A 26,500-nucleotide genomic window follows, 5' to 3' on the forward strand; every position below is an offset into this window, starting at 1 on the left:
AAACGCTTGCATTTTTGTAAGAGATTGCCCACAGTGGCAGTGTCGGCATCGTCCCCGTGCCGCGACGAAGACGTCACCCGAGAGGAACACCATGCGAAACCGCCCCGTCCGCCTCGCTCTCACCGGAGGGATCCTGGTCGCCGGACTCGCCGTCGCCGGCTGCGCGCCCGCAGCTTCGAGCGGCGAAGGCCAGGATGATGTCACCCTGACCATCTGGTCCTGGCAGGCCTCGTCGTCCCCGAAGTGGGAGGCCGTCTTCGACGCCTACGAAGAGTCCCACCCCGGCGTCACCATCGAGTTCGAGGGCTTCCAGCCCACCGAGTACAACCAGATCCTCGCCACCGGCCTCGAGGGCAGCGACGGTCCGGACATCGCGATGCTGCGCGCCTATGGCGGGGTGCAGTCGGCGATCCAGTCGGAGCAGATCGTGCCGATCGACGACATCGTCGACGGTCTCGACCAGTTCGACCCCACGGTCCTGCGCGCGGCCCAGGGCAAGGACGACGGCAAGACCTACGGCGTCCCCTTCGCGTACCAGACCATGCAGATGTTCTACAACAAGACCATGTTCGACGAGATGGGCCTCGAGGAGCCCACCGACTGGGACGAGTTCATCGAGCTGCAGGAGACCCTCCTCGAGGAGGGCGTCACCCCCATGGCGCTCGGCGCCCGCGAGGACTGGGTCCTGCCGATGTTCCACGACATCGTCGGTTCGGCCCACTACGGCGGTGCGGACTTCGAGGAGAAGGTGCTCGCCGGCGACGTCGACTTCACCGACCCCGCCTACGTGTCCTCTCTGCAGATCGTGCAGGACATGCAGAAGTACCTCGACAAGAACGTCAACGCGATCGCCGTCGCCGACGCCGTCCTGCAGTTCACCTCGGGCCAGGCCGCGCAGTGGCCCGGCGGCTCGTTCGACCTGCCCACGTTCCAGAGCTCCGCGCCCGACACCGAGTGGGGCGTCTATGAGGTCCCGCCGTCCCCCGACAGCGCGCTCGACCACGCGGTCACCCCGGGATACGCGGACGGCAGCTTCGGCATCAACGCGGCCAGCGAGAACCAGGAGGCGGCCACCGAGCTGCTCAACTGGATGACCACGAAGGAGTTCGGCCAGCTCGTCGCCGACGAGGTCGACCAGTTCTCCGCGCTCCCCGGGGTGGAGTACTCCGACCCGCTCATGCAGGAGATGAACGAGCAGTACACCGCCAACCCGGCTCCGTACCTGCTGCTCGTCGACTTCCGTTACGGCGACCCGACCGGCACCGCGGTGCTCGGCCCGGACATCCAGGCCATGTTCCTCGGTCAGAAGACCCCGGAGCAGCTGGGCGCCGACCTGCAGTCGGGCATCTCCACCTGGTTCACCCCCTCCTCCTGATCCGAGCGTGGTGGGGCGCCGCATCCGGTGCCCCACCACGAGCGAAGGACCCCCCATGGCTCTGACCCTCCCCGTGCGCCCGCCGAAGAGCCGGCGCCCCCGCACCGGCATCGCGCTGTCGACGCCGACGGCCGCGCTGTTCGTGCTCCCGGCCGCCGTGCTCTTCGCGGTGCTGATCCTCTACCCGATGCTCGCCGCGCTCAGCTACTCGTTCTTCGACTGGCAGGGCACCAAGCAGGGTGGATTCGCCGGTATCGGCAACTACCTCACGCTCCTCACCAAGGAGCCCTACGCCTCCGAGCTGTGGAACGCGTTCGGCCACAACCTGCTGCTCTTCGCCGGCGCCCTGGTCTTCCAGAACTCGCTCGGCCTCGGCATCGCCACGCTGCTGCACCGCCGCAAGCGCACCAAGCGGTTCTTCCAGACGATCTTCGCCCTGCCCTACCTCGTGAGCCCGATGGTCATCGGCTACCTGTGGTCGCTGATGCTGTCTCCGCTGTTCGGGCCCGTGAACGCGATCCTCCGCGGCGTCGGCCTGGAGAGCCTCGCGCTGCCGTGGCTCGGCGATCCGCAGCTCGCGATCTGGGTCATCGTGCTGGTCAGCGCCTGGCAGTGGATCGGATTCCCGATCCTGCTGTACGGCGCCGCCCTCGGCGGCATCCCCGAGGAGATCGAGGAGGCGGCGTCGCTCGACGGCGCCACGGCCGCGAAGCGCTTCCGCTACATCACGCTCCCCATGCTCACGCCGACGATCGGCATCATCACCGTGCTCACCTTCATCGGCAGCATGGAGGCGATGGCCATCCCGTTCGCGCTCGCCGGGTCGAACGGCGCTCCCGCCGGCTCCACCGACGTGATGATGCTGCTCTTCTACCGCACCGCGTTCGAGTCCGGGAACCCGAACTCCATCGGGGTCTCGTCGGCCCTCGCGACCGTCCTGTTCATCTTCATCATGGTCATCTCCGTCGTCATCACGACGACGATGCGCCGCGCCGAACGAAAGCTGTTCTGATGAGCACCGCCTTCGACACCCGTCAGGAACCGACCACCGAGGCGATCGTCTCCGGCCGGCCCTCCGCCCCGCGGCGCCGCTCCCGTCGCACGAACGACACCCCGTTCGTGGGCCGCCTCCTCGCCAACGTGTTCCTGTGGGGATACGCGCTGGTCGCGATCGGTCCGCTGCTGCTCATGGTCAACAACTCCCTGCGCACGCAGCAGCAGATCGCCACCGAGCCGCTCGGACTCCCCGTCCCCCCGACGTTCACGAGCTTCCAGAACGCGTGGATCACCGCCTCGTTCGACACGTACTTCGTCAACTCGATCACCGTCACGGTCGGGTCGGTCATCGTCACGACGGTCGTGTCGGTGCTGGCCGCCTACGCCTTCGCGCGGGCCAGGGCGAAGTTCTTCCGCGGGATCGAGGCCGTGTTCCTCTCGGGCCTCATGCTGCCGGTGCACCTGGCGATCCTGCCGCTGTTCTATCTGCTCGACGCGCTCAAGATGACCAGCAACGTCTTCAGCCTCATCCTCGTCTACGGCGCCCTCGGCATCCCGTTCACCACGTTCGTGCTGACGGTGTTCTTCCGAGCGCTGCCGATCGAGCTGGAGGAGGCCGCGCGCATCGACGGCGCCGGACCGCTGCGCACGTTCCTGCAGATCCTGCTGCCGCTCGTGCGCCCGGCGCTCGCGACCGTGATCGTCTTCCGGTTCGTGCCGGTCTGGAACGACTTCTTCTACCCGCTGATCCTGCTGCGCGACCGCGACTCGTACACGCTCCCCGTGGGCCTGACCCGGTTCTTCGGCGAGTACTCGACCGACTGGCCGCAGCTGTTCGCCGGACTCACGATCGCCACCATTCCGCTCGTGGTGCTGTTCCTGCTGGCGACGAAGCAGATCATCAACGGCCTCACCTCCGGCATGAGCAAGTGACGGCCGCGGGCGGATCATGGTGAACGGAGCCCCGGGCTCGGCGTGGGCGTCGGTGCGTGCGGTCGCCGGGGGCGCGGAAGAGCTGCAACTCCTCGGGTCGCCGGCGCACGACGATCCCGCTCCGCTCACCGCCGCGCACCTGTTCGATCTTGCATCGCTGACGAAGGTCTTCACCGCCATCGCCGCCCTGCGGCTCGTCGACGCGGGCGTGATCGACCTCGATGAGCCCGTCGAGCGCGTCCTCGCGGTGGGCAGCGGCGCCGGAGCGGAGCGGATCACCCTCCGGCACCTCCTCACCCACACCTCCGGGCTCCCGGCGGAGGGGCGCGAGTGGCGGGAGGGCGTGCGCGGGGACGAACTGCGTGTCCGCGTGCGGCGTCGGGCGCTCGGTGCCGAGCCGGGCACTCGCCACCTGTATTCCGACGTCGGGTACATCGCGGCCGGAGACTGTCTGGAACGGGTCTCCGGGCGGCCGCTCGCGGCGCTCTGGGCGGAGGTGGCCACGGGGATCGGCGCCGCGTCGCTGACCATGGCTCCGGAGCGGGAGCGTGCGGTCGCCACGGAGACGCAGCCGCACCGCGGGAACGTGCGTGGTGAGGTGCACGACGAGCTCGCCCATGCGCTCGGCCGTCCCGCCGGCCACGCGGGACTGTTCGGCACGGTGGCGGATGTCGCCGCTCTCGCCCGTCTCCTCCGCGATGAGGGCGAGGGGCCGCACGGGCGCGTGCTGTCGCGGGAGTCCTTCCGCGGCATGACGACCCCGTCGATCCAGGCCGACGCCGGTTACGGCCAGGCGGTCGGTCTCCGCGTGCGCGATGCCGCGTGGATGGGTGTCCTCGACGCGGTCGGCCACACCGGCTTCACCGGCACGTGCTTCGCGGTCGTCCCCGAGACGGGCGCCTACGGCGTGCTGCTCCTCAACCGCGTGCACCCCACGCGCGAGGACGCCGACGTCGCCGCCGTCCGCCGCGCCTTCCTCGCCCCCCTCACCCCCTGACCCCCCCGCCCCGCCCCTTCCCGGTCTCGCCCCGGTCTCACCCCGGACCCGCCCCGGTCCCGCCCCGGTGCCGTTCCCCCCGGATCCCGGGATCGATAAGGCCCCTCCCCGCACCTTCCGACGCCCTTTATTCATCCCGCACCGAGAACCCCTCCCGGTGGGAGTGCGTAAACGTGCCCGGGACGCGAGCGGGAGGCGCGTTCTCGATCCCGGCATCGGGGGCGGACGGGCCGGTGCGCGATGGGGAAGGCGGAGGGGAGCTGTGTCGGAGATGGCTGAGGTCGGTCCCGCCGCGCCACCTGCGGGATCGATGAGGCCCCTCACCGCGCCTCCCGACGCCCCTTGTTCATCCCGCACCGAGAACCCCTCCCGGTGGGAGTGCGGAGGGCGCCGGATCAAAAAGGATCCTCCACGCGCCTCCCGAAGCGCCGTATTCATCCCGCGTGGGGAACTCCCCGCGGTGGGAGTGCAGAAACGTGCCGGGGATGGGTGAAAGAGGCGCGGTTTTGATCCCGGGCGGGACCGGAGGGGGCGCGGACGGGACGGGAGGGGGCCGGACGGGGCGGGGGCGGGGCGGGGTCAGTCCGTGCGGAGGGGGCGGAGGGTGCGGGCGTAGTCCTCCTTGAGCACCGCGAGATGCAGCCACGCCTCGATCCGGGTCACTCCGGGGAGGGCGCGCAGCCGCTCGAGACTCGCGTACAGGGCTCCGGCGGAGGGCTCCACGAGGGTCGCGACGGCGTCGAACCGCCCGAGGGTCCGCGCCGCGAAGTCGACGCCGCGCCCCCGCCGCAGCTCGTCGATCACGGCTTCGTCGTCGTCTCCGAGCGTCATGCCCACGCCCATCGAGAGCTGTCGGTGCGCGAGCCCTCGGGCCTCCACGGCGCTGATCTTGATGACACCGGCGTCGATGAGCCGCTGCACCCGGGTGGCGACCGCGCTGGGGGAGAGCCGCACCTGCTCGCCGAGGGCACGGAAGCTCATCCGTCCGTCGGACTGCAGGTGCTCGATGAGGGCTTCGTCGATGCCGTCGAGGGTCACGCCGCCGTGGTACTCCGAGACGAAGAACCCCTTGATCACGGTCGAGTAGATGATGGTGTTGATGTCGAGCACGCCGGCGCTCCCGCGGATGCGCGCGAGCAGGTCGTGGAGCTCCGACATCGACCCCACCCGCACCTCCGTCACGATGTCGTGGGCGCCGCCGACCGCCGACACCAGCACGGTCTCGGACATGTCGCGCAGGTGCTCGGCGACCACCTCGACGGCCCCGTCGGTCCGGATCGACACGTGGGCGAGCACGTGCTGGCCGAGGAACACGGGGTCGACGGCCGCGACCACCCGCACCGTGCGGTCGCTGAGCAGCGTGCGCAGACGGGCCGCCACGACCGCGCGGGACTGGCCGACGCGCTCGGCGAGGGAGAGGATGCTGGCGCGGCCGTCCTCCTGCAGCGCCCGGATGAGTTCCGCGTCGAAGTCCATGTGCCGTCCGATTCCGTCGATTTCCCCGCAGTGCACGCTCGCCCCCGCAGAACCTCAGCGTAGAGGGCCACTTGACCGAGCGGAAGGCCCGGAGTGCGCGGTGCTGTCGACACAACTCCAGTGAATGGCGCGGATCGCTGGAGTTCTGCCCTTGCCCGCGGCGCTCCGCGTCCGTAGCATCCTTCGCTATCCGACACCATCCGCGAAGGAGCGGGTCCATGACCACCACCCCCACCCCCCGAAGCGGCGTCCACAGCCGCGCACGCCGCGCCGGCATCGCCGCCTTCGTCGGCACCACCATCGAGTGGTACGACTTCTACGTCTACGCCACGGCCGCCGCCCTCGTCTTCGGCCCGCTGTTCTTCCCGAGCGACGACCCCCTGGCCGAGACCGCCGCGGCCTTCGCGACGTTCGCGGTCGCCTTCCTCGTCCGCCCCCTCGGCGGCATCGTCTTCGGGCACATCGGCGACAAGCTCGGCCGGCGTGTCTCGCTGGTCATCACGCTGCTGCTGATGGGGGCCGCGACCGTCCTCGTCGGCTGCCTCCCGACCTACGAGAACATCGGCATCCTCGCGCCGATCCTCCTCATCCTGCTCCGCGCCATCCAGGGCCTCGCGGTCGGCGGCGAGTGGGGCGGCGCGGTCCTCATGAGCGTCGAGCACGCTCCCGAGAAGTCGAAGACGTTCTACGGCGGCTTCACGCAGCTCGGCAACCCGGCCGGTGCCCTCCTCGCCTCCGGCATCTTCGCGATCATGGCCCGCGGCGGCGACACGTTCATCATCGACGGCGGCTGGCGCATCCCGTTCCTGCTGTCCATCGTGCTGATCGCGGTCGGCCTCTGGGTCCGGTATCGCGTCGAGGAGTCTCCGGTCTTCGAGGAGAAGATCGAGGGGCGCAAGCAGTCCATGCCGCTCGCGTTCGCCCTCCGCGTCAACTGGAAGCCGATCCTCCTCGGCATCGGCATCCTGCCCATCTCCACCGGCGGTTACTACCTGGCCACCACCTTCGCCACCGCCTACGCGACGGGCGAGCCCATCGCGATCAGCGAGCAGGTCATCCTCGACGCGATGACCCTGGCCTCCTTCGTGGAGTTCGTCGTGACCCTGCCGGTCGCCTGGCTGGGCGACAAGTGGGGCCGGAAGAACGTGATGTACATCGGCCTGATCACGTCGGTGCTGACCTTCGCCCCGTTCCTGCTGCTGATGCCGGGCCGTGTCGAGCCGCTGATCTTCCTCTTCGCCTCGCTCGTGCGCATCGCGATGAGCGCGACCTACGCCCCGATCGCGGCGATCCTCGCGCAGATGTTCCGTCCGCAGGCCCGCTACACGTCCATCGCGCTGTCGTACGGCGTCGGCGCCGCCATCTGGGCCGGATTCTCGCCCTGGTTCGCGACGCAGCTCATCGCCTGGACCGGCAGCGTCTGGTCGGTGATCGCGATGTTCGTGGGCATGGCCGTCATCGCCGGGATCTGCACGCGTCTCGCGCCGCAGCACTCCGACGAGGCCCCGGTCACCGCGTCGTTCACCGCCCGGACCGACACCACGGCGAACCGCCTGCCCTGACCCGGCACCCTTCCCCGCACGACACCACCGCGAACAGGCATCATGAGAAAGCTCACCCCCTTCGACCGCTCGGCCCAGGCCGCTCCCGTCCTCGTCACCGCGCGAGCCATCCACACGGCGGACGCGGCGGACACCACCGTCACCGCGATGCTGACCGACCGGGGGCGCATCGTCGCCCTCGGCACGGCGGCGGAGTGCGAGGACGTGGCGGCGCGGGCCGGACTCACCCCGGAACGCGTCGATCTGGGGGAGGCGGTGGTCGTGCCCGGCTTCGTGGACGCGCATGCGCATCCGCTGATGTTCGGGCAGATGATGACCTGGGTGGACTGCGGTCCGGAGAAGGCGGGGAGCATCCCGGAGATCGTGGCGCTGCTGAAGGCCGCGGCCGCCGAGCTCCCCGCCGGACGCCCGGTGCGCGGCTACGGCTACGAGCAGCGGAACCTCGCCGAGAAGCGGCATCCCACCCGTTTCGAACTCGACGAGGTCGCCGCCGACCGGGAGGTGTACCTCATGAACGCCTCCGGCCACGGCGGGGTGGTGAACTCGTACACGCTCGACCTCAACGGCGTCGACCGGGACACCCCGAACCCGGACGGCGGCGAGTTCTTCCGCGACGGCGACGGCGAGCTCACCGGCGAACTGTCCGATGCGGCGTGCAACATCCTCACCGGCGTCCACGGGGTGAAGATCGGCCACCACGGTCCGAACTTCCACCTCGCGGACGAGCCGGAGGAGCACCTGCGCCAGCTCGACGCGGCGACGCAGCGCTTCCTCGCGGGCGGGGTCACCTCCATCGGCGACTGCCAGGTCACGCGGCGCGAGTTCGACATGTACCTGCGGCTCGCCGAGGCCGGGCGGCTGGAGCTGCGCGTATCGATGTACCTGCTGTCGCACCTGCTCGACGAGGCGCTGGAGATGGGTCTCGTCGGACAGTTCGGCAACGCCCACCTGAGTTTCGCCGGCATCAAGTTCTACGCCGATGGCACCCTGGGCGGCTGGACCGCGTACTTCCCGGACGGCTACGTGGGCGACCCCTGCCGTACCGGCCAGCTCTACCACGAGCCCGCCGACTACGCGGAGCTCATCCGCAAGGCGCATGCAGCCGGACTCCAGACCGCGACCCACGCCCAGTCGCCCACCGCGATCGAGATGGTCGTGTCGGCGGTCGAGGCGGCACTCGCGGAGCGTCCGGATGCGGACGCCCGGCACCGCATCGAGCACTGCGGCCTGCCGACCCCCGCGCAGATCGAGCGGATGGCGGCCGCCGGCATCCGTCCCGTGAACCAGACGCAGCACTACTTCAACTGGGGCGAGGGTGTGGAGGAGGCCATCGGCACGCCCGGTGAGCGCTTCAACCCGCTCGGGGAGTTCGAGCGTGCGGGCGTGCCCATGACGATCTCCTCGGACGCCCCGGTCGCCGAGCCCATCCCGCTGGAGGCGATCCAGACCGCGGTCACCCGGGTCACCCGCCGCGGACACCGGCTCGGCCCGGACGACCTGCGCATCTCCGCGACCGCGGCGCTGCGGGCGCACACGATCGAGGGCGCGGTCTCGATCGGCCGGGAGGACGACCTCGGCTCCCTGGAGCCGGGCAAGTACGCCGACTTCGCGGTGCTCTCGGACGATCCGCTCGCGGTGCCGGCCGAGGAGATCGCGGCGATCGAGGTGCGCGAGACCTGGGTCGACGGCGTCCGTCGGCACGCGATGTGAGGATGACACGATGAGCACCGACACCATCGAGGACGACCGGTACGCCGACACCGCGGGCCGCGCGGTCCTGGAGACCATCCGCGCCTACGGGGTGACCGCGGTCTTCGGCATCCCCGGCACGCACAACCTGGAGTTCTACCGGCCCCTCGCCGACCTCGGCATCCGCGCCGTGACCAACCGCCACGAGCAGGGGTCGGGGTACGGCGCGGACGGGTGGGCGCAGCAGACCGGGCTCCCCGGCGTGGTGATCACGACCTCCGGCCCCGGGCTGCAGAACGCGATGAGTGCGATCGGCACCGCGTTCTGCGAGTCGCGACCGCTCATCGTGCTCTCGCCCGGCGTGCCCCTCGGGGCGGAGTTCGCCGACGTCGGCACGCTGCACGAGACCAAGGACGCGACGGCCATGGTCGGCGCGATCGCGGAGTGGTCGCGGCGCGTGTCGACCGCGGCGGAGGCGGTGCAGGCCGTGCACGACGCCTTCCACCTCTTCCGCACCGGCCGCCCTCGGCCCGTGCACATCGAGATCCCGCTCGACGTGCTGGAGGCGCCCGCCGCCGTGCCCGCGGAGGACCGGAGGCCGTGGCCGATGCCGGACCGTGTCTCCGGGGATCCGATCGCACTCGCCGAGGCCGCCCGGCTGCTGTCCGCCGCCCGCCGCCCGGTGATCGTGGCCGGTGGGGGTGCGGTGGACGCCGCGCACCAGGTTGCCGCGGTGGCCGAACGGCTCGGAGCTCCCGTGCTCACGACCCTGAACGGCAAGGCCGTGCTCGACGAGCACCACCCGCTGGCGCTCGGCTCGAACCTGCGTCTCGCCGCCGCGCGGGCTGTGGCCGAAGACGCCGACGTGCTGCTCGTGGTCGGCTCGAAGCTGGGCGAGGCGGAGCTCTGGGCTCCGCGGCTCGAGGCGCGCGGCGCCGTGATCCGCGTCGACATCTCTCCGGAGCAGCGGGACAAGAACCTCCCGGCGACGGTCGGCCTCACCGGAGACGCCGCCGCCGTGACCGACGCCCTCCTGCCGCTGCTGCCCGACGACACGCGCTCGCCCCGTGACCTCATGGCCGAGCGGGCCGCGATCGAGGCCGAGTCGCGGGAGACGGCGCCGGACACCGTCGCACTGGCCGAGGTCATCGCCGACGCCCTCCCGGCCGACGCGATCGTGGCGGGCGACTCCTCTCAGATCGTCTACCTGGCGCTCGGCAGCGTGCTGCGACAGGAGCAGCCGCACTCCCTCCTCTACACGCCGACCTACGCCACGCTCGGCTACGGTCTGCCCGCCGCGATCGGTGCGGCCGTCGCGCAGACGGAACGCCCGGTCGTCACGGTCATCGGCGACGGCGCCCTGATGTTCTGCGTGAACGAGCTCGTCACCGCCGTCGAGCAGCGCCTCGACGTCACCGTGGTGTGCGTCGACAACGGCGGATACGCGGAGATCCGCCAGAACGAGCTCGACCGCGGCATGACCCCGGTGGGCGTCGACCTCGTGCAGCCGGACTGGGCCGCCCTGGCCACCGCGCTCGGGGCGACCGGGCGACGGGTGGCATCGCGCGCCGACATCGCCCCGAGCATCCGCGCAGCCATCGCCGACGGCGGGGTGCAGCTCGTGCACATCCCGCAGCACGCCCTCTGAGACCCACCTCCCGACGAACAGGAACGAGAAATGACCGACAACATCGGCCCCGTCGACGCCTCCGTGAACCCGCGGTACTCCGGCATCGCCACCTTCGCCCGCCTGCCCCGCATCGAGGACGTGCCGCGCGCCGACATCGCCGTGGTCGGCATCCCGTTCGACTCCGGCGTGAGCTATCGTCCCGGCACCCGTTTCGGCCCGTCGCACGTGCGGGAGTCGTCCCGGCTGCTGCGGCCCTACAACCCCGCGCAGGACGTATCGCCGTTCCAGCTCGCCCAGGTGGTGGATGCGGGGGACATCCCGGTGAATCCCTTCGACCTCACCGAGGCCGTGACCGAGGTCGAGCGCGCGGCGCTGGCGCTCGGCGAGCAGGTGCAGCGCCTCGTCACGATCGGCGGCGACCACACCGTGGCACTCCCTCTGCTGCGCGCGGTGGCCGCGAAGCACGGTCCCGTCGCCGTCCTCCACTTCGACGCCCACCTGGACACGTGGGACACCTACTTCGGCGCCCCCATCACGCACGGCACCCCCTTCCGCCGCGCGAGCGAGGAGGGGTTGATCGACCTCACCGCGAGCTGCCACGTCGGCACCCGCGGACCCCTGTACTCGAAGCAGGACCTCGAGGACGACGAGCGCCTCGGCTTCTCCATCGTCTCCAGCGAGTACGTCGAGGAACACGGGGTGGAGGCGGCGATCGACCGCATCCTCACCCGCATCGGCGACAAGCCGCTGTACGTCTCGATCGACATCGACGTGCTCGACCCCGCGCACGCGCCCGGCACCGGGACCCCTGAGGCGGGAGGGCTCACGAGCCGCGAGCTGCTGCGCATCCTCCGGGCGCTGCGCGACCGCGACATCGTCGGCGCCGACGTCGTGGAGGTGTCGCCCGCGTACGATCACGCCCAGATGACCGGGATCGCCGCGAGCCACGTCGTGTACGAGCTGGTGACCCTTCTCGCCGCCCGACTCGCCTCCTGACCCCGGGGGTCAGAACAGGGTCCCGAGGAGGTCGGCGAACAGGGCCTCGGCGTCGCCGTCCACCCGGCGGCGTGCGAACCAGTCGCACACGTTGACGCAGTCGCGGTGCAGCAGGTCGAGGCCCTGCGGATTCGCGATCACGTCGACGATCTGCGGCAGGTCGATCACCCGGACCCGTCCGTCGTGCACGAGGAGGTTGTAGGCGGAGAGGTCGCCGTGCGCGAAGCCCGCGGCGGCGAAGACCCGCATGAGGTCGACCACCTGCGTGAAGTACTCCTGCATCTCGGTGTTCGACCCGCGCACCTGGGCGAGCCGGGGTGCCGCGATGCCCCGGTCGTCGCCGAGGAACTCCATGAGCACCTCGGTGCCGCTGACCTGCACGGGATAGGGCACCGGGGCGCCGCGCTCCCACATCCGGCACAGGGCCTCGAACTCCGCGAGCGACCACTGCGCCGCGGCCACGTCCCGTCCGTGGGCGGTCTTCTTGGCGAGGGCGCGCGTGTCGCGGGTGTTCCGCGTGCTGCGTCCCTCGGTGTAGACGGCGGAGCGCTGGAAGCTCCGGTTCTCGATGCCGCGGTAGCGCTTGGCGGCGAGGAGGGTGCGCTGCGTCGGGTCGCCGGGCACGGCGCGCTCCAGCAGGAACACGTCGGCCTCCTTGCCCGTCTTCAGGATGCCGAGCTCGGTGTCCAGGGCGCCGGCGGAGGTCACCACCCAGGCGGGGCGGGGTTCCGGCCCCCGCTCGGTGGGGGTGGACGACGGCCAGGTCGTCCAGCGCTGGTCCGGGCCGGGCTCGACCTCGGCGAAGGAGAGGGCGGTCTCGAGGGCGTCGAAGGGGGTGGCGTCGAAGGACGCGGCTTCCGAGGAAGCGGGGGATTCGGTCACGGTGTGGCTCCGGGAAGGGAGGCCACGCGGCGATCAGGAGCGGGTGGCCTCGAAGGGAAGGTGGTCGGCGAAAGGCACGACGACGACAGCGTTCATCTCATCGCCTCCTTCGCTCGGGCTTCCCGGGCGGATCCCGGTGCGTCGTCGAGCCTAGGGGGTCCCCCGGGGGTTGTCCAGGGCCGGACGATCGGTCGGATGCGGCGGACGACCGGTCGGGCGCGCGCCCGACCCCGTTGCGAGTCTGGAAACATGACCACGACCGCCCCCGTCCCGACCCTGCCGACCACCCGCGGCGACCGCATCCGCTACGGCGGGCTCATCGCCCTCATGGTGATGGGCTTCCTGCTGGTGACCGCCGAGTTCCTCCCCAACGGCGTGCTCACCGAGATGGCGGACGGCCTCGGGGTGACCCCGGGCCAGGCCGGGCAGACCGTCACCGTCACCGCGCTCGTCGGGCTCTTCGTCGCCCCGACCGTCGGCCTCGTGTTCCCCCGTCTGGACCGTCGGTCGCTGCTGGTGTGGATGGCGCTCGCCGCCGCGGTGTCGAACCTCGTGGTCGCCATCGCGCCGAACCTCGTGGTCGTGCTGCTGGCGCGGTTCCTGCTGGGTGCCGCGATCAGCGCCTACTGGACGATGTCGATCACGGTCGCCGCGCGGCTCGCGGGGCCGGAGCACCTCGGTCGCGGGGTGATGTTCACCTCCGCCGGCGTCTCGCTCGCCACCGTCGCCGGCGTCCCGCTCGGAGTCATGCTGAGCGAGGTCGTCGACTGGCGCGCCGTGTTCGCGATCGCGGGAGTGCTCATGGTGGTGCTGGCCGTGGCCCTGCGGTGGGCGCTGCCGACCGTCCCGGCCGAGCGGGCGTCGAGCCTGCGTCTGCTCGTCGACACGGTGCGGCGTCCGGGCATCGGCCTCGGGATGGTCGGACACGTGCTCGTCGTGCTCGGCCACTTCCTCGCCTACACCTACGTCCGCCTCGCGCTGGAGCGCATCCCGGACGTGGACGCCTCGACGATCGTCGTGCTGCTGGCGCTGTTCGGTGTCGGGGGCCTTCTCGGCAACCTCTCGATCGGCCTCGTGATCGACCGCTCCTTCGCCTTCTTCGCGGTGTTCGCGCCGCTGGTGATCTCGGCCGCCGTGCTGTCGATGGTGCTCTTCTCCGGATCGATCATCGGCATCGGCGCGGTCGTGCTCCTCTGGGGCTTCTTCTTCTCGTCGTGGCTGATCGTCGTGAACACCTGGGTGGGCTACCGCATGCCGGACCGCCTGGAGGCCGGGGGCAGCCTCGTGGTCGTCGGGTTCCAGGGGGCGATCACGCTCGCGGCGGGCGTGGGCGGACTCCTCGTCGACACGCTGAGCGTCGAGCTGGTCTACACGATCGGTGCGGTCTCGCTCCTCGCCGGTGCCGTCCTCTTCGGCCTCTCGAACCGCCGCAGCTCCCGCTCCTGACGCCGTGCCCGCCCCGAGGCGGGGACGAGGATGGGGATCAGGCGGATCAGGCCGGAACGAGGGAGTGCGAGGCGCGCCAGGAGGACGGGGTCATGCCCGTCCGGCGGCGGAAGGCGCGGCTGAAGCCCTCGTCCGAGGCGTAGCCGAGCTCGCGCGAGACCCTCGACACCGACTGCCCGGCCTGGAGCATCCGCTTCGCGGCGTCGATCCGCACCTCGGTCACGTAGTCGGCGGGGGAGCGGCCCACGGTGAGACGGAACCGCTCCGCGAAGGCCGAGCGCGACATGGCGCCGACGGCGGCCAGGCGCTCGACGGTCCAGTCCCGTCCCGGCTGCTCGTGGATGGCGTCCACCACGCGGTCGAGGAAGGGGTCCTTCGACAACGAGGGCCACCCCGCGGGCGCGCACCCGTTGGCCGCCCACGCCCGGATGACCGAGAGCAGCACGGTGGTCGCCATCATCCGGCAGATCAGCGGGTCGCCCTGGCGCACCGGGCACGCGGCCGCGTCGACCACGCCCATGTTCTCGGCGAGCGCGGCGGCGGCCGGCTCCAGCGCGTCGAATCCGCTCACCGCGAGGAAGGGCGGCAGGAGCGCGGGGAGGGGAGAGGCGGTGTCCGCGAGCTCGATGTCGACGAGGAGGAGCGCGGTATCGGCGTCGGCCTCCAGTGCGAAGGCGTCGCCGCGGAGCAGCAGGAAGGCGTCGCCGGACACGAGTCGGTCGCGGTGTCCTGGCTCTTCGACCGTGAGCTGCTGCGAGGCGCGGTCCACGTCGAGGCGGCACCCCGTGCCCAGAGGCGGATGCCCGTGCACGGCGCCGTCGGCGATGTAGACGAGGGTGATCCGGCCGGGCGGCAGGGGGAGGAGTCCTCCGGGGGTCAGCCGCACGCGGCGGGCGATCCCCACGCGCAGGTCCACCGTGCCGAGCACCGAGGACAGCGCATCCGCATCCACCGTCACCATGCCTTCGGCAACGTCGGCCGCCGCCCCGCTATTCCCCTCCGAATCGCTCACCTTGCTCCATTTCGGCGGCGGATGGGGCCAAGTGGGCGATTCGAAGCGGGATACGCTGGAGGGGTACCCCACCCGAGGAGTTCCGTGTTCCGCACCCCTGGCCGCCTGTACCGTGTCCTCGCGATCGCGGAGGCGATCACCTGGACCCTCCTCATCGCCGCGATCATCGCCCGCGCCGTCGGTGCCCCGGGAGTCGTGGTGACCGTCGGCGGCGGCATCCACGGTTTCGTGTTCCTCGCCTACGCCGCGACCGCCGTCCTCGTCGCGCTCAACCAGCGGTGGCACCCCGGCGTCGGCGTGCTCGCCGTCCTCAGCGCCGTCGTGCCGTACGCCACCATCCCGATGGAGATCTGGCTGCACCGCACCGGTCGACTCCGGGGCGACTGGCGGCTCGACGCGACCGACGACCCGCGCGACCGTCGCTGGTACGACCGCCTGATGCGCTGGTTCCTCCGTCGCCCCTGGGTTCTCGCGGTGCTGCTGGTCGTGGGCATCGTCGCGCTGTATGTGATCCTGCTGCTGGTCGGTCCGCCCGGGGGCAAGTGACCCCGACCCCGAAGGGCATGACGCCCTAAGGGATCGGCGTCGATGCCGTCGCGCCGGGGACGCCGGCGGCGTGGAGGGCAGTCCGCAGCGCGGCGACTCCGGTGAAGTGGTGCGTCGTCATGCCCAGCGCTCGTGCGCCGCTGAGCTTCCCCGGCGAATCGTCGAGGAAGAAGACCTCCTCCGGTGGGAGGTCGAGGGCCGCGACCACGTGGCGGAAAGCCCGGACGTCCGGCTTGGCGTGTCCGATGTCGGCGGAGTTGAACACCCGATCGAAGTGCGCGTCGATGCTGCTGTCGCGAAGCTCCTCGTCGATGGTGTCGGTGCCGTTCGTGAGGATGGCGCAGGTGGTCCCGTGAGACCGCAGCGCGTCGACGAGCGCCAGCACGTCCCGGTCGGCGGCGAACGGCGTGCGTCCCCATTCCTGCGCTGCGGCGGCGGACCCCGCGGCCTCGCCGACGCGGATGATCCAGTCCTCGCGGCTGAGGAGTCCCGTGGTGACCTCGTCGATCAGCGGGGAGGAGAAGGCGATGCGGGCGATCGTGCCATCCGCGAGCCCGTGCCGTGCCTCCAGGGTGGGGTCGTGGTCGAAATGACGGATGACCCCGTCGAGGTCGAAGAGCACGGCGCGGATCATCCCCCCATCCTGCCTCCCGGGCGTGCGCCGCGTCAGCGCCGCGCGACGGGCTGCTGGAGTTCGGTGACCCAGTCCGACTGGTCGTCCCCGATGGCGCGGACGTAGAGCTCCCGACACGGCCCGGCGTGCACGAGGCCGCGCGCGACCACCTCGGTGTGGATGGCGTGCCAGCTCTCCGCGATCCGCTCCATCGAGCCGAGGTGCACCCCGCAGACGGCGTCCTCCTCGGCGGGGAGCTCGATGATCTCGATGCCGTCGGCGGCGGGGCCGGAGTAGGAGTATCCGGCGACGACCTCCATCCCGTCCGGCAGTGTCCGGTACTGGGCGATCGGGGTGGTGAGGGCGCCGCATTCGTCTCCGATGACCTCGGCCACGGCGTCGAAGGAGGGACCCACGACCTCGGCGACCGCCGGCTGCTCGGCGACGACGGTGCGCACGGCCGCCAGGCGCACGGCGGGGAGGGGCTTCTGGACGATCTCGATCTGCGACATGTGCTTCTCCTTCTCGATGAGGTGGAGGCGCCGCTCCACATCGACGAGTCGCGCGGCGGCGAGCCGGTGCTCCTGCTCCACCTCGGCGCGCCGGATGCGCAGCAGTGCGGCGATCCGGTCGGCGTCGACGCCCTCCGCGAGGATCGACGAGATGGCGTCGAGGCCGAAGCCGAGCTGCCTCAGGGCGACGATCCGGTGCAGGCGCTCGAGCTGCGAGGGGTCGTAGGAGCGGTAACCACTGGACTCGTCCACGTGGGCGGGCACGAGCAGCCCGGCCGTGTCCCAATGCCGGAGCATCCGGTGGGTCACCTGGCCGATCTGCGCGAACGCTCCGATGGACAACATGTCTCTGTTCTCCCGTCTGACACCGTGTGAGAGTCAAGCATGGCGGTTCGCGGACACGCGACCGCCCCGGTGGAAAACTTGAGCCTGTTCATATCAAGTTCATTTGACAGCGTTCAGGCCTCGGCGTACACTTGAGCCATCGCGACTCAGGTTTCCCTGATCGCCGCAGGTTTCCAGACCACTACAGACTTCCCAACAAAGGAGAGAACACATGGCACGTGCTGTCGGTATCGACCTCGGAACCACCAACTCCGTCGTCAGCGTCCTCGAGGGTGGCGAGCCCAAGGTCATCGCCAACGCCGAGGGCTTCCGCACGACCCCTTCGGTCGTCGCCTTCACCAAGGACGGGGAGGTGCTCGTCGGCGAGACCGCGAAGCGCCAGGCCGTCACCAACGTCGACCGGACGATCGCTTCCGTCAAGCGCCACATGGGCACCGACTGGACCTTCGACGTCGACGGCAAGAAGTGGACGCCGCAGGAGATCTCCGCGCGCATCCTCCAGAAGCTCAAGCGCGACGCCGAGTCCTACCTCGGAGACACCGTGACCGACGCCGTCATCACGGTTCCGGCGTACTTCAACGACGCCGAGCGTCAGGCCACCAAGGAGGCCGGTGAGATCGCGGGCCTCAACGTGCTCCGCATCATCAACGAGCCGACCGCCGCTGCCCTGGCCTACGGCCTCGACAAGGGCAAGGAGGACGAGCTCATCCTCGTCTTCGACCTCGGTGGCGGAACGTTCGACGTCTCCCTCCTCGAGGTGGGCAAGGACGACGACTTCTCCACGATCCAGGTGCGCGCCACCGCCGGTGACAACCGTCTCGGTGGAGACGACTGGGACCAGCGTCTCGTCGACTACCTGATCAAGCAGTTCAAGGAGACCACGGGCGTCGACGTCTCGGGTGACAAGATCGCCCTGCAGCGCCTCAAGGAGGCCGCGGAGCAGGCGAAGAAGGAGCTCTCCAGCTCCACGTCCACGAGCATCAACCTCCCGTACCTGTCGCTGACCGACTCGGGCCCCGTCTCGCTCTCCGAGACCGTGACCCGCGCCAAGTTCGAGGACCTCACGAAGGACCTGCTCGACCGCACCAAGAAGCCCTTCGAGGACGTCATCCGCGAGGCCGGCATCAAGGTCTCCGACATCGACCACATCGTCCTCGTGGGTGGTTCGACCCGTATGCCCGCCGTCGCCGAGCTCGTCAAGCGCGAGACCGGCAAGGAGGCCAACAAGGGTGTGAACCCGGACGAGGTCGTCGCCGTCGGTGCCGCGCTGCAGGCCGGTGTCCTCAAGGGCGAGCGCAAGGACGTCCTGCTGATCGACGTCACCCCGCTCTCCCTCGGCATCGAGACCAAGGGCGGCATGATGACCAAGCTCATCGAGCGCAACACGGCCATCCCGACCAAGCGGAGCGAGACCTTCACCACGGCCGACGACAACCAGCCGTCCGTCGCGATCCAGGTCTTCCAGGGCGAGCGCGACTTCACGCGCGACAACAAGCCGCTCGGCACCTTCGAGCTGACCGGCATCGCGCCGGCTCCCCGTGGCATCCCGCAGATCGAGGTCACCTTCGACATCGACGCCAACGGCATCGTCCACGTGTCCGCGAAGGACAAGGGCACCGGCACCGAGAAGTCGATCGTCATCTCCGGCGGCTCGTCGCTGTCGAAGGAGGACATCGAGCGCATGGTGCGCGAGGCCGAGGAGCACGCCGCCGAGGACAAGGCGCGTCGTGAGGCTGCGGAGACCCGCAACCAGGCCGAGACCCTCGCCTACTCCATCGAGAAGCTCATCTCGGAGAACGAGGACAAGCTCCCCGAGGACGTGAAGACCGAGGTCAAGGCCGACGTCGATGCGCTCAAGACAGCACTGGCCGGCGACGACGACGAGGCCGTGAAGACCGCGTTCGAGAAGCTCAACCAGTCCCAGTCGAAGCTCGGCGAGGCGATCTACGCCTCCTCGCAGGCGGACGCCGCCGGCGCTTCGGCCGAGGGCGAGGCCCCGACCGGTGACGCCCCCTCCTCCGAGGAGGACGTCATCGACGCCGAGGTCGTCGACGACGAGGACGAGAAGAAGTAATCATGACGGACAAGAACTTCGACGAGAACGAGGTTCCGGAGGGGTCGGATGCTCAGGCATCCGGCCCCGTGCCGCAGAACCAGGACTCCCGTGAGGCGAAGGCCGCCGAGGGCTCCGACGAGACCCCGGTCGACGCCGCTGCCGAGACGGAGGAAGGGCTGACGGTCGAGGACATCCTCGGTGCCGCGCAGACGGCGGATGCCGCCGCCGGCGACGCCGCGATCGCCGACGCCGAGAACGCCCTGCTGACCGACCTCAAGCGCCTGCAGGCCGAGTACGCGAACTACCGCCGCCGCACCGAGGAGCAGCGCCAGATCGAGATCGAGCGTGCGAAGGGCGAGGCCGCCAAGGGTCTCATCCCCGTGCTCGACGACCTGGCCCGCGCCGAGCAGCACGGCGATCTGGTCGAAGGCAGCCCCTTCGCCGTGATCGCCGAGAAGGTGCGCACGGTCGTGGAGCGGCTCGGCGTGGTCGCCTACGGCGAGAAGGGGGAGGAGTTCGACCCCCAGCGTCACGAGGCGATCTTCCAGCAGCCGACCCCCGGCACCTCGAAGACCACGGTGCTCGAGGTCGTCGAGGTGGGCTACCGCCTCGGCGAGGTCGAGCTGCGTCCTGCGAAGGTCGTCGTCGCCGTCCCTGCGGAGTAGGTGATCGATGGCCAGCCAGGATTGGTTCGACAAGGACTTCTACAAGACCCTCGGGGTCTCGAAGGACGTCAGCGACGCTGACCTGAAGAAGACGTACCGCAAGCTCGCGCGCAAGTATCACCCCGACTCCAATCAGGGCGATGCGAAGGCCGAGGCCAAGTTCAAGGAGATCAGCGAGGCCTACTCGGTGCTCTCCGACGCCGAGCAGCGCAAGGAGTACGACGAGATCCGCGCCATGGGCTCGGGCGCTCGCTTCACGGCGAGCGGCTCGGGCGCCGGCGGGTTCGAAGACGTCTTCAGCCGGTTCGGACAGCAGGGGCGCGGCCAGACCGCCGACTTCGAGGACATCTTCGCGATGTTCAACCAGGGCCAGGGCAGCTCGTTCGGCGGTGGCCGGTTCGGGCAGCCGAGCGGCGGCTTCCGAGGCTTCGGCGGCCCGCAGCGCGGCGCCGACGTCACGGCCCGCACCACGCTGGACTTCCGCACCGCCGTGCAGGGCGAGACCATCACCCTGCAGGGCGAGGACGGCAAGCCGTTCAAGGTGAAGATCCCCGCGGGTGTCGCCGACGGACAGAAGATCCGGTTGCGTGGCCGTGGTCGTCCCTCGCCCGACGGCGGGGAGAACGGAGACATCGTGGTGCAGATCACGGTGCGCCCGCACCCGGTCTTCACGCGGGACGGTCTCAACCTCCGCCTCGTGGTCCCGGTGACCTTCACCGAGGCGACGCTGGGCGCGACCATCGAGGTCCCGACCCTCGGTGGCGACGTGGTGAAGCTCCGCGTGGCCCCCGGGACCCCCTCGGGTCGCGTGCTCCGCGTCAAGGGTCGTGGTGTCGCGACCGCCAAGGGGACCGGCGACCTGCTCGCCGAGCTCCAGGTCGCGGTGCCGACGCACCTCGACGACGCCGCGCGCGAGGCTCTCGAGCGGTTCCAGGAACTGGAGCCGCAGGAGAACCCGCGCGCCGAGCTCATGGCGAAAGCCCGCCGTTGACGAGCACAGGCTTTCGCGTCGGGTCAGGCGCTTCCGGAAGGGAGTTGCCTGACCCGGCGCGGCGGCCTGACGTGAAATCAGGAAGGAAGGCGTGATGGACGCGGACACTCCGGTCTTCGCGATCGCCGCAGCCGCCAAGCTCTCCGGCCTGCACCCCCAGACCCTCCGTCAGTACGACCGGATCGGCCTCGTGGTGCCGGGGCGGACGCCCGGCGGCTCCCGTCGGTACTCGCACCGCAACATCGAGCAGCTGCGCGAGGTGGCCCAGCTCTCCTCCGAAGGGGTCAGTCTCCCCGCGATCGCCCGGCTCCTCGACCTGGAGGACGAGAACCGGATGCTGCGCGACCGTGTCGTCGCACTGGAGGGCGCCCTCCGCGCCGAGCGGGAGAACCGCCCCGGCGTGCGGGTGTTCGCCGCCGGATCCGCGGGTGTCGTGCCCATGCCGACCGGCCGCCGCATCCGTCGCTCGACGGAACTCGTGCTGTGGAGTCCGCGCTCCGGAGCCTGACCGCGCACCCCGGTGTGTATCCTGTCAACTGTTAACAGGAGGTCACCATGACGCAGACCGTCACCCGCGGGGAGTCGCTGGGAGCGCAGGTCGCGCGCGTGCTGCGCCAGCGCATCGTCCGGGGGGAGCTCGCACCGGGGGCCCGCCTCACCGAAGAGGCCCTCGCCGAGGAGTTCGCCGTCAGCCGCGGTCCCGTGCGCGACGCCCTGACCCAGCTGAGCTTCGAGAAGCTCGTCGAGGTGCAGCGTCCGCGCGGCGTCTACATCGTGGGCCTCACCAGCGACGACGTCGATCAGCTCTACAGTCTGCGGGGCGCGCTGGAGCAGCTCGCCCTCTCGCGGGCGATGCGGGTCGACGACGACGACCGGTGGCAGCCGATGGCCGACGCCGTCCAGCGCATGGCCGAGGCCGCGGACGCGGGTGACCATGCGGCCTTCGTGACGGCCGACCTCGACTTCCACTCCCAGATCTACGCCCTCGCCGATCACCCCCGGCTGGAGGGGGCCTGGAACCAGTACCTCCCCACGTTCACGGCCCTGCTCGAGGTCACGATCAATCACGACGAAGACCTGCACGAGTCATCGGACGATCACGTGAAGCTGCTCGACGTCATGCGCACGGGAGCCCCGGAGGACGCCGCTGCGGTGCTCTCGGCTCACCTCGACGGCGCCCGGGAGCGGATGCTCCACGAGGTCGGCTCCCGCTGAGGTCGCCCTCGTCCGCGAAGCCGAGGCGTTCAGCGGACGGAAAAGAACGGTTCCTACCGTGGGGGCCAGGGCAAGAGCCCTGGTCCGCGCCCGCGCGGGTGTCCTGCCACGAAGGAAGAACCTCCTCATGACGAACACCACAGCCTCCGCCTCCTCCGCCTCGTCGCTCGGACTCCTCGTCCTGCGCATCGTCGTCGGCGCGATCTTCGCCGCCCACGGCGCTCAGAAGATCTTCGAGTTCACGATCCCCGGCACCATCGGCAGCTTCGCCGGGATGGGGGTCCCGCTCGCCGAGATCGCCGCGCCCGTCGTGGCCTTCCTCGAACTCATCGGCGGGATCCTGCTGATCCTCGGTCTGCTCACGCGCCCGGTCGGCATCCTGCTCGCGGCCGACATGCTGGTCGCCCTCGTGCTCGTGCACCTGCCCGCCGGCCTGTGGGTGACGGCCGGCGGCTACGAGTTCGTCGCGGTGCTCGGCGCCGCGGCTCTCGCGCTCGCCCTCACGGGGGCGGGGCGCTACTCCATCGACGCCGCCGCCCTGCGCGGGCGCGCGCCGGCCTGGCTCGCCTGATCGCCTAGTCGCCCGCCGCGCGCGCGGGGTCCACGCGTCGCACGAGGATCCAGGTGTTGCCGAGATCGGTGACGGTGTGGGTGAACTCGTCGAGCGCGGCCTGCGACAGCGCGAGTCCGCGTCCGCTCTCCGCCTCCTCGCCCGGCATCGTCACGGCGTCCCAGTCGATCGGTGCCGGCGGGGCGGTGTCGCGGACGTAGGCGCGCGCCTCCTCCGGCGTCACGCGGACGTCGATGCTCAGCACGACGTCCGCGTGCTCGTTGTGCTGCGCGATGTTGGTCGTGACCTCGCTGAGCGCGAGGGTGAACAGCACCTGGTCCTGAGCCGGAACTTCCGGAGCGTGAGTCCAGAGCCGGTCGAGCTCATCGAGGGCGCGGTCGACGAGGGCGAGCCCCGCGGGCCCGTCGATGTGGAAGGACCGGGTCTCAGCGTCCATCGAACGCCGATTCCGGCGTCGGGTAGTCGCGGAGCACGCGGTCCAGGTTGGTGAGGTGGAGGACGGTGCGCACGGCCTCGGGGACGGCGGCGATGCGCAGATCGCCGCCCGCCACGCGGGCGCTCTTGAGGCCGCCGACGAGAGCCCCGAGGCCCGAGGAGTCGACGAACTCGGTGCCGCTCAGATCGATCGCGATGCGCGGCTGCCCGGCGGTGACCAGGTCGCTCACCGCGTTGCGGAGCAACGGCGCCCCCGAGGCGGTCAGGCGCCCCGTGATCGTGACGACGGCGTAGCCGTCCCTGGTGTCAGTGCTGACGTTCATTCGACTCCTTCTCGAGGACCTGCGCGGCGGGACCGCGGTAGCGCGCCGCCTGGATGATGACGCTGAGGACGACCAGGTCGTACAGGACCCAGGCCGTGTTGACGAGGGTTCCGGTGCCGTCGCCGGTGCCGACGATGACCCGGGCGACCCCGATGACGAGGGCGATCACGAGCACGACCATGGCGGTGAGCTGCGGCCAGATCTCCCGCCACGGGACGCCGCGCGGATCCCGGCCGTCCTTCCTGGTCACGGCGAAGGACAGCGGCCGACCGAGCACGACGTTGGCGAAGGCCGTCCAGCACGCGCGGATCCACACGGGGAACAGTGCGAGCGAGTACTGCTGACCGCGCCAGGTCTTCACCCCCTTGGCGACCACGAGGAACAGCGCCTGGTTGACGAGGAAGTACGGCAGGAACCGCACGAAGAAGTCGACCGACCAGGCGGTGACGGGGAGCACCCCGAACACGAGGTAGATCACCGGGGCGGCGAGATAGACGATCGCGGCGAAGCCGGAGAGGTAGCTCCACATCGTCGCGAAGTACATCAGGCGCTGTCCCACCGAGAGCCCGCGCTTGGCCAGGGGATTGTCCCGCAGCATGACCTGCAGCGTCCCCTGGGCCCACCGCAGCCGCTGGGTGAGCATCGTCCGGAGGTCTTCGGGTGCGAGCCCGTGGGCCAGGATCTCGTGGTGGTAGACGCTGCGCCACCCGAGGGCGTGCAGCTGCATCGCGGTCGCCATGTCCTCGGTCACCGAGATCGTGGCGAGGGGCAGGATCGGCTGCGCCTCGTCCGCCCGGTCGAGGCGCAGGGCATCCAGCAGCCCGCGGACGGCTTCCACGGCGGTGAGGGGGGAGAGGTCGGAGGAGGCGAGGGCTTCGAGTCCCGCCTCGTCCACGATCACCTGTCCGAGCTCGGCGTCGTGCTGCACCGGCAGGGATTCGATCACGGCGAGGTCGGCGCGGATGCCCTCGAGGTCGTGGGCCACGAGGATGCGGGAGGCATCGTCGACCGCGTCGCCCACGCGAGCGGCGACCTCGGCGACCGGCGCCCCTGCGGCGAGCTCCTTGCGACCGCGCGCGATCGCGATGCGGAGCGCTCCGAGCTCGGTGGCGAGGGCCGGGTCCGTCGCGGTCTCGGCCTCGCGGGCGATCAGCGCCTCGGCGGTCTTCAGCGCCCGCGCGGCGGAGTCGGTCACGTTCCGCACATAGCCGACGATGCCGAGCTGCATGAGGGCTTCGCGGCGGAGCACGGCGTTGGAGCCGCAGAAGAAGGCTGCGTTCCAGCCGTCCTTCCCCTGCTGGATCGGCCCGTAGAACAGCGGCGCCTGGCTGCCGAGCGGATCGGCCTCGTCGACGTTCACGAACCACTGCGGCGTCTGCACGAGGGCGACTTCCGGGTCATCGGCGAAGTACCCGAGCGTGCGGTGCAGGATCAGCGGATCCGGCACCTGGTCGGCGTCGAGGATGAGGAGGAACTCGCCGTCGGTCTGGAAGAGCGCGCTGTTGAGATTGCCGGCCTTGGCGTGCCGGGGTTTGCCGGTCCAGTCCTCGGAACGCGTGAGGTAGCCCACGCCGGCGGCCCGGGCCTCCGCCTCGAGTTCGGGGCGGGAGCCGTCGTCGAGGATCCAGGTGGAGTGCGGATAGGCGATCCGTTTCGCCGCCCTGGCCGTCGTCAGGACGAGCTCGATCGGCTCGTCGTAGGTGGTGATGAACACGTCGACCGTGCCCTGCGGCGGCGACACCGGCGCCGGACGCTCCTTCGCCCGCCACATGGTCAGACAGAACAGGAACGTGTCGATGAGGCTGTAGGTCTCGGCGATCACGAGCGGCACCGCGATCCACCAGGCGGACCAGTTCACCGACTCCAACCACCGCCAGGCGACGTAGTTGACGCCGAGCAGGACCGACAGCAGGGCCAGGACGCGGATGGTCGCGAACCGCGCGGTCATGCGTCCCTCCGCACCACCACGACGGTGATGTCGTCGGTGGCGCGGTCGTCGTTCGCGAGTCGCAGGGCCTCGCGCACGGCGCCGTCGGGTCCCATCGCGGTGAGCACCCGCTCGACGTGACCGAACGGGTCGTCGGCGTCGAGCACGTCGAGGAGCCCGTCGCTGCAGCAGATGAAGGCGTCGCCGGCCTCGAGTCGCGCGGTCATCGGCACCCGGGGGTCGGCGATGCCCATCCCCATGCCGAGGGGCAGGTTCGTGGAGCGGAGGGGCGTCCACGATCCGTCCGCACGGACGATGAACGCCAGGCTGTGTCCGGCGTCGATGACGTCGAGCTCTCCCGTCTCGGGTCGTAGTTCCGCCACGACAGCGGTCACGAACATCGACGTGTCGGCGAGGTCGTCCTCGAGCAGGCGGTCCACCTCGATCACGGCGTCGGCCAGCGAGCGCTCCGGTGCCGTGCGCAGGGACGCCCGCACGGTGGCCGCGACCAGCGCGGGCCCGGTGCCTTTGCCCATCGCGTCCGCAAGGGTGACGCGGATCGCATCGCCATGACGGGAGAAGTCGTAGTAGTCTCCCGCGAGCATCCCCCGGGGAGCGGCCCCGGCGGCGATCGTGTAGCCCTCGACCTCCGGGTGCACCCGCGGGCGCAGGGCCCGCTGCACCACGGCGGCGTGGTCGATGTCCGCGTCCTGGGCCAGTTCCGTCTGCACCCAGAACGCGAGATCGCGCAGAAGGTCCTGCTGTGCGTCCGTGAACGTGTGCGGCTCCGTGTCGAGCACGCACAGCGTCCCGACCGGCTCGCCGCCCGGGGCGTGCAGCGGATGCGCCGCGTAGAAACGCAGGTGCGGATCGCCGGTCACGAACGGGTTCTCGGCGAAGAGGTCGGTCGTGCTCGCGTCCTCCACCACCACCGTCCGGTCCTGCGAGACGGTGTAGTCGCAGAACGAGTCCTGTCGCGGTGCCTCGTTCCCCCCGAGGCCGATCTGCGATTTGCGCCACTGCCGGTCGCGGTCGATCAGCGAGACGCTGACCATCGGCACGCCGAACATCTCCTTCGCCAGTCGTGCCACCCGATCCACCCGCTCATCGGGTGGTGTGTCAAGGATCCCCAGTTCCTCGAGCGCTGCCTGTCGCCGTCGCTCGTCGAACATTCCCCCCGCCCCTCCTCCGTGTTTATTCCCCACATCCTATTGAGGAACGTCACCCGGGGCATCAGCGCGCCGACGAGGCATTCAGGCGAACCACAGGAAACGGTTCTGCGCAAGCCCCGAGGGGAACCGGTTCTC

Annotated in this window: 25 protein-coding genes; 16 read left to right on the top strand and 9 right to left on the bottom strand. The window is 70.5% G+C overall.

Annotated features, from left to right (window positions below; all coding sequences use genetic code 11):
- Positions 1-91 precede the first annotated feature (91 nt).
- Genes ACIQID_RS11580 through ACIQID_RS11595 form a run of 4 tightly spaced genes read left to right on the top strand, consistent with a single transcriptional unit; the run spans position 92 to position 4,301 of the window.
- On the top strand, positions 92-1,375 hold the full coding sequence (locus tag ACIQID_RS11580) for an ABC transporter substrate-binding protein (RefSeq protein ID WP_400285009.1): 1,284 nt from the start codon (positions 92-94) through the stop codon (positions 1,373-1,375).
- 55 nt (positions 1,376-1,430) lie between these two features.
- Positions 1,431-2,387: a carbohydrate ABC transporter permease gene (locus ACIQID_RS11585; RefSeq protein WP_025102684.1), complete on the top strand. Its 957-nt coding sequence runs from the start codon at positions 1,431-1,433 to the stop codon at positions 2,385-2,387.
- Positions 2,387-3,304, top strand: a complete 918-nt coding sequence (locus ACIQID_RS11590) for a carbohydrate ABC transporter permease (protein WP_400285014.1) — start codon at positions 2,387-2,389, stop codon at positions 3,302-3,304. The genes ACIQID_RS11585 and ACIQID_RS11590 overlap by 1 nt, the downstream gene beginning before the upstream one ends.
- A gap of 16 nt (positions 3,305-3,320) precedes the next feature.
- Positions 3,321-4,301 (top strand): serine hydrolase domain-containing protein, encoded by a 981-nt coding sequence (locus ACIQID_RS11595; RefSeq protein ID WP_400285017.1) that lies wholly within the window; start codon positions 3,321-3,323, stop codon positions 4,299-4,301.
- Between the two features lie 579 nt (positions 4,302-4,880).
- Here ACIQID_RS11595 and ACIQID_RS11600 read toward each other — a convergent pair.
- A complete protein-coding gene (locus ACIQID_RS11600) occupies positions 4,881-5,777 on the bottom strand; it encodes an Lrp/AsnC family transcriptional regulator (RefSeq protein ID WP_025102681.1) in 897 nt (298 codons plus the stop codon).
- 218 nt (positions 5,778-5,995) lie between these two features.
- On the opposite strand from ACIQID_RS11600, the gene ACIQID_RS11605 reads away from it, so the two are divergent.
- Genes ACIQID_RS11605 through speB form a run of 4 tightly spaced genes read left to right on the top strand, consistent with a single transcriptional unit; the run spans position 5,996 to position 11,654 of the window.
- Positions 5,996-7,339 (top strand): MFS transporter, encoded by a 1,344-nt coding sequence (locus ACIQID_RS11605; protein ID WP_400285021.1) that lies wholly within the window; start codon positions 5,996-5,998, stop codon positions 7,337-7,339.
- Positions 7,340-7,381: 42 nt separating this feature from the next.
- A complete protein-coding gene (locus tag ACIQID_RS11610; protein ID WP_400285024.1) occupies positions 7,382-9,049 on the top strand; it encodes an amidohydrolase in 1,668 nt (555 codons plus the stop codon).
- 10 nt (positions 9,050-9,059) lie between these two features.
- Positions 9,060-10,676 carry a thiamine pyrophosphate-binding protein gene (locus ACIQID_RS11615; RefSeq protein WP_400285027.1) on the top strand — a complete coding sequence of 539 codons (1,617 nt, stop codon included), beginning with the start codon at positions 9,060-9,062 and terminating at the stop codon, positions 10,674-10,676.
- A 30-nt stretch (positions 10,677-10,706) separates the two neighbouring features.
- Positions 10,707-11,654 carry an agmatinase gene (gene speB, locus ACIQID_RS11620; RefSeq protein WP_292785745.1) on the top strand — a complete coding sequence of 316 codons (948 nt, stop codon included), beginning with the start codon at positions 10,707-10,709 and terminating at the stop codon, positions 11,652-11,654.
- Positions 11,655-11,663: 9 nt separating this feature from the next.
- Here the strand turns inward: speB and ACIQID_RS11625 are convergent, their stop codons facing one another.
- Positions 11,664-12,536, bottom strand: a complete 873-nt coding sequence (locus ACIQID_RS11625) for a serine protein kinase RIO (RefSeq protein ID WP_400285031.1) — start codon at positions 12,534-12,536, stop codon at positions 11,664-11,666.
- Between the two features lie 249 nt (positions 12,537-12,785).
- On the opposite strand from ACIQID_RS11625, the gene ACIQID_RS11630 reads away from it, so the two are divergent.
- Complete coding sequence (locus ACIQID_RS11630; protein ID WP_400285034.1) at positions 12,786-13,982, top strand: MFS transporter; 1,197 nt, start codon at positions 12,786-12,788, stop codon at positions 13,980-13,982.
- A 46-nt stretch (positions 13,983-14,028) separates the two neighbouring features.
- On the opposite strand, the gene ACIQID_RS11635 is transcribed toward ACIQID_RS11630, so the two are convergent.
- A complete protein-coding gene (locus ACIQID_RS11635; protein ID WP_400285037.1) occupies positions 14,029-14,943 on the bottom strand; it encodes a helix-turn-helix transcriptional regulator in 915 nt (304 codons plus the stop codon).
- Positions 14,944-15,078: 135 nt separating this feature from the next.
- Between ACIQID_RS11635 and ACIQID_RS11640 the strand changes: the two genes are divergently transcribed.
- The gene (locus tag ACIQID_RS11640; protein WP_085605135.1) at positions 15,079-15,540 is read left to right on the top strand and encodes a DUF3817 domain-containing protein; all 462 of its coding nucleotides are present in this window, start codon (positions 15,079-15,081) and stop codon (positions 15,538-15,540) included.
- Between the two features lie 25 nt (positions 15,541-15,565).
- On the opposite strand, the gene ACIQID_RS11645 is transcribed toward ACIQID_RS11640, so the two are convergent.
- Positions 15,566-16,174 (bottom strand): HAD family hydrolase, encoded by a 609-nt coding sequence (locus ACIQID_RS11645; protein ID WP_400285041.1) that lies wholly within the window; start codon positions 16,172-16,174, stop codon positions 15,566-15,568.
- A 32-nt stretch (positions 16,175-16,206) separates the two neighbouring features.
- The gene (locus tag ACIQID_RS11650) at positions 16,207-17,010 is read right to left on the bottom strand and encodes a MerR family transcriptional regulator (protein WP_312674671.1); all 804 of its coding nucleotides are present in this window, start codon (positions 17,008-17,010) and stop codon (positions 16,207-16,209) included.
- 211 nt (positions 17,011-17,221) lie between these two features.
- On the opposite strand from ACIQID_RS11650, the gene dnaK reads away from it, so the two are divergent.
- The 6 genes from dnaK (at position 17,222) to ACIQID_RS11680 (ending at position 22,508) form a co-directional block, all read left to right on the top strand.
- On the top strand, positions 17,222-19,084 hold the full coding sequence (gene dnaK / locus ACIQID_RS11655; RefSeq protein WP_136052245.1) for a molecular chaperone DnaK: 1,863 nt from the start codon (positions 17,222-17,224) through the stop codon (positions 19,082-19,084).
- A 2-nt stretch (positions 19,085-19,086) separates the two neighbouring features.
- The gene (grpE, locus tag ACIQID_RS11660) at positions 19,087-19,731 is read left to right on the top strand and encodes a nucleotide exchange factor GrpE (RefSeq protein ID WP_331201399.1); all 645 of its coding nucleotides are present in this window, start codon (positions 19,087-19,089) and stop codon (positions 19,729-19,731) included.
- A gap of 7 nt (positions 19,732-19,738) precedes the next feature.
- Positions 19,739-20,722, top strand: a complete 984-nt coding sequence (locus tag ACIQID_RS11665; RefSeq protein ID WP_400285046.1) for a DnaJ C-terminal domain-containing protein — start codon at positions 19,739-19,741, stop codon at positions 20,720-20,722.
- A gap of 94 nt (positions 20,723-20,816) precedes the next feature.
- Complete coding sequence (locus ACIQID_RS11670) at positions 20,817-21,230, top strand: heat shock protein transcriptional repressor HspR (RefSeq protein ID WP_136052243.1); 414 nt, start codon at positions 20,817-20,819, stop codon at positions 21,228-21,230.
- Positions 21,231-21,277: 47 nt separating this feature from the next.
- A complete protein-coding gene (locus ACIQID_RS11675; protein WP_025102667.1) occupies positions 21,278-21,937 on the top strand; it encodes a GntR family transcriptional regulator in 660 nt (219 codons plus the stop codon).
- A 127-nt stretch (positions 21,938-22,064) separates the two neighbouring features.
- Positions 22,065-22,508 (top strand): DoxX family protein, encoded by a 444-nt coding sequence (locus ACIQID_RS11680; RefSeq protein WP_312674679.1) that lies wholly within the window; start codon positions 22,065-22,067, stop codon positions 22,506-22,508.
- Between the two features lie 4 nt (positions 22,509-22,512).
- Here ACIQID_RS11680 and ACIQID_RS11685 read toward each other — a convergent pair whose 3' ends face one another.
- Genes ACIQID_RS11685 through ACIQID_RS11700 form a run of 4 tightly spaced genes read right to left on the bottom strand, consistent with a single transcriptional unit; the run spans position 22,513 to position 26,365 of the window.
- Positions 22,513-22,944 carry an ATP-binding protein gene (locus ACIQID_RS11685; RefSeq protein WP_136050609.1) on the bottom strand — a complete coding sequence of 144 codons (432 nt, stop codon included), beginning with the start codon at positions 22,942-22,944 and terminating at the stop codon, positions 22,513-22,515.
- Positions 22,934-23,266 carry an STAS domain-containing protein gene (locus ACIQID_RS11690; RefSeq protein ID WP_071329288.1) on the bottom strand — a complete coding sequence of 111 codons (333 nt, stop codon included), beginning with the start codon at positions 23,264-23,266 and terminating at the stop codon, positions 22,934-22,936. Before ACIQID_RS11690 ends, ACIQID_RS11685 begins: the two co-directional genes overlap by 11 nt.
- The gene (locus ACIQID_RS11695) at positions 23,250-25,214 is read right to left on the bottom strand and encodes a glycosyltransferase family 2 protein (RefSeq protein WP_312674681.1); all 1,965 of its coding nucleotides are present in this window, start codon (positions 25,212-25,214) and stop codon (positions 23,250-23,252) included. The genes ACIQID_RS11690 and ACIQID_RS11695 overlap by 17 nt, the downstream gene beginning before the upstream one ends.
- Positions 25,211-26,365, bottom strand: a complete 1,155-nt coding sequence (locus ACIQID_RS11700) for a SpoIIE family protein phosphatase (RefSeq protein WP_312674683.1) — start codon at positions 26,363-26,365, stop codon at positions 25,211-25,213. The genes ACIQID_RS11695 and ACIQID_RS11700 overlap by 4 nt, the downstream gene beginning before the upstream one ends.
- Between the last annotated feature and the right edge of the window lie 135 nt (positions 26,366-26,500).

The organism is Microbacterium sp. NPDC091676, from assembly GCF_044756645.1.
Classification (GTDB): domain Bacteria; phylum Actinomycetota; class Actinomycetes; order Actinomycetales; family Microbacteriaceae; genus Microbacterium; species Microbacterium paraoxydans_D.

What these genes read in the sequence shown, in the direction of transcription:
- ACIQID_RS11580 (WP_400285009.1), top strand. Translation starts at nt 92, where the DNA reads ATGCGAAACCGCCCCGTCCGCCTCGCTCTCACCGGAGGGATCCTGGTC.
- ACIQID_RS11585 (WP_025102684.1), top strand. Translation starts at nt 1,431, where the DNA reads ATGGCTCTGACCCTCCCCGTGCGCCCGCCGAAGAGCCGGCGCCCCCGC.
- ACIQID_RS11590 (WP_400285014.1), top strand. Translation starts at nt 2,387, where the DNA reads ATGAGCACCGCCTTCGACACCCGTCAGGAACCGACCACCGAGGCGATC.
- ACIQID_RS11595 (WP_400285017.1), top strand. Translation starts at nt 3,321, where the DNA reads ATGGTGAACGGAGCCCCGGGCTCGGCGTGGGCGTCGGTGCGTGCGGTC.
- ACIQID_RS11600 (WP_025102681.1), bottom strand. Translation starts at nt 5,777, where the DNA reads ATGGACTTCGACGCGGAACTCATCCGGGCGCTGCAGGAGGACGGCCGC.
- ACIQID_RS11605 (WP_400285021.1), top strand. Translation starts at nt 5,996, where the DNA reads ATGACCACCACCCCCACCCCCCGAAGCGGCGTCCACAGCCGCGCACGC.
- ACIQID_RS11610 (WP_400285024.1), top strand. Translation starts at nt 7,382, where the DNA reads ATGAGAAAGCTCACCCCCTTCGACCGCTCGGCCCAGGCCGCTCCCGTC.
- ACIQID_RS11615 (WP_400285027.1), top strand. Translation starts at nt 9,060, where the DNA reads ATGAGCACCGACACCATCGAGGACGACCGGTACGCCGACACCGCGGGC.
- speB (WP_292785745.1), top strand. Translation starts at nt 10,707, where the DNA reads ATGACCGACAACATCGGCCCCGTCGACGCCTCCGTGAACCCGCGGTAC.
- ACIQID_RS11630 (WP_400285034.1), top strand. Translation starts at nt 12,786, where the DNA reads ATGACCACGACCGCCCCCGTCCCGACCCTGCCGACCACCCGCGGCGAC.
- ACIQID_RS11635 (WP_400285037.1), bottom strand. Translation starts at nt 14,943, where the DNA reads ATGGTGACGGTGGATGCGGATGCGCTGTCCTCGGTGCTCGGCACGGTG.
- ACIQID_RS11645 (WP_400285041.1), bottom strand. Translation starts at nt 16,174, where the DNA reads ATGATCCGCGCCGTGCTCTTCGACCTCGACGGGGTCATCCGTCATTTC.
- ACIQID_RS11650 (WP_312674671.1), bottom strand. Translation starts at nt 17,010, where the DNA reads ATGTTGTCCATCGGAGCGTTCGCGCAGATCGGCCAGGTGACCCACCGG.
- dnaK (WP_136052245.1), top strand. Translation starts at nt 17,222, where the DNA reads ATGGCACGTGCTGTCGGTATCGACCTCGGAACCACCAACTCCGTCGTC.
- grpE (WP_331201399.1), top strand. Translation starts at nt 19,087, where the DNA reads ATGACGGACAAGAACTTCGACGAGAACGAGGTTCCGGAGGGGTCGGAT.
- ACIQID_RS11665 (WP_400285046.1), top strand. Translation starts at nt 19,739, where the DNA reads ATGGCCAGCCAGGATTGGTTCGACAAGGACTTCTACAAGACCCTCGGG.
- ACIQID_RS11670 (WP_136052243.1), top strand. Translation starts at nt 20,817, where the DNA reads ATGGACGCGGACACTCCGGTCTTCGCGATCGCCGCAGCCGCCAAGCTC.
- ACIQID_RS11675 (WP_025102667.1), top strand. Translation starts at nt 21,278, where the DNA reads ATGACGCAGACCGTCACCCGCGGGGAGTCGCTGGGAGCGCAGGTCGCG.
- ACIQID_RS11680 (WP_312674679.1), top strand. Translation starts at nt 22,065, where the DNA reads ATGACGAACACCACAGCCTCCGCCTCCTCCGCCTCGTCGCTCGGACTC.
- ACIQID_RS11685 (WP_136050609.1), bottom strand. Translation starts at nt 22,944, where the DNA reads ATGGACGCTGAGACCCGGTCCTTCCACATCGACGGGCCCGCGGGGCTC.
- ACIQID_RS11690 (WP_071329288.1), bottom strand. Translation starts at nt 23,266, where the DNA reads ATGAACGTCAGCACTGACACCAGGGACGGCTACGCCGTCGTCACGATC.
- ACIQID_RS11695 (WP_312674681.1), bottom strand. Translation starts at nt 25,214, where the DNA reads ATGACCGCGCGGTTCGCGACCATCCGCGTCCTGGCCCTGCTGTCGGTC.
- ACIQID_RS11700 (WP_312674683.1), bottom strand. Translation starts at nt 26,365, where the DNA reads ATGTTCGACGAGCGACGGCGACAGGCAGCGCTCGAGGAACTGGGGATC.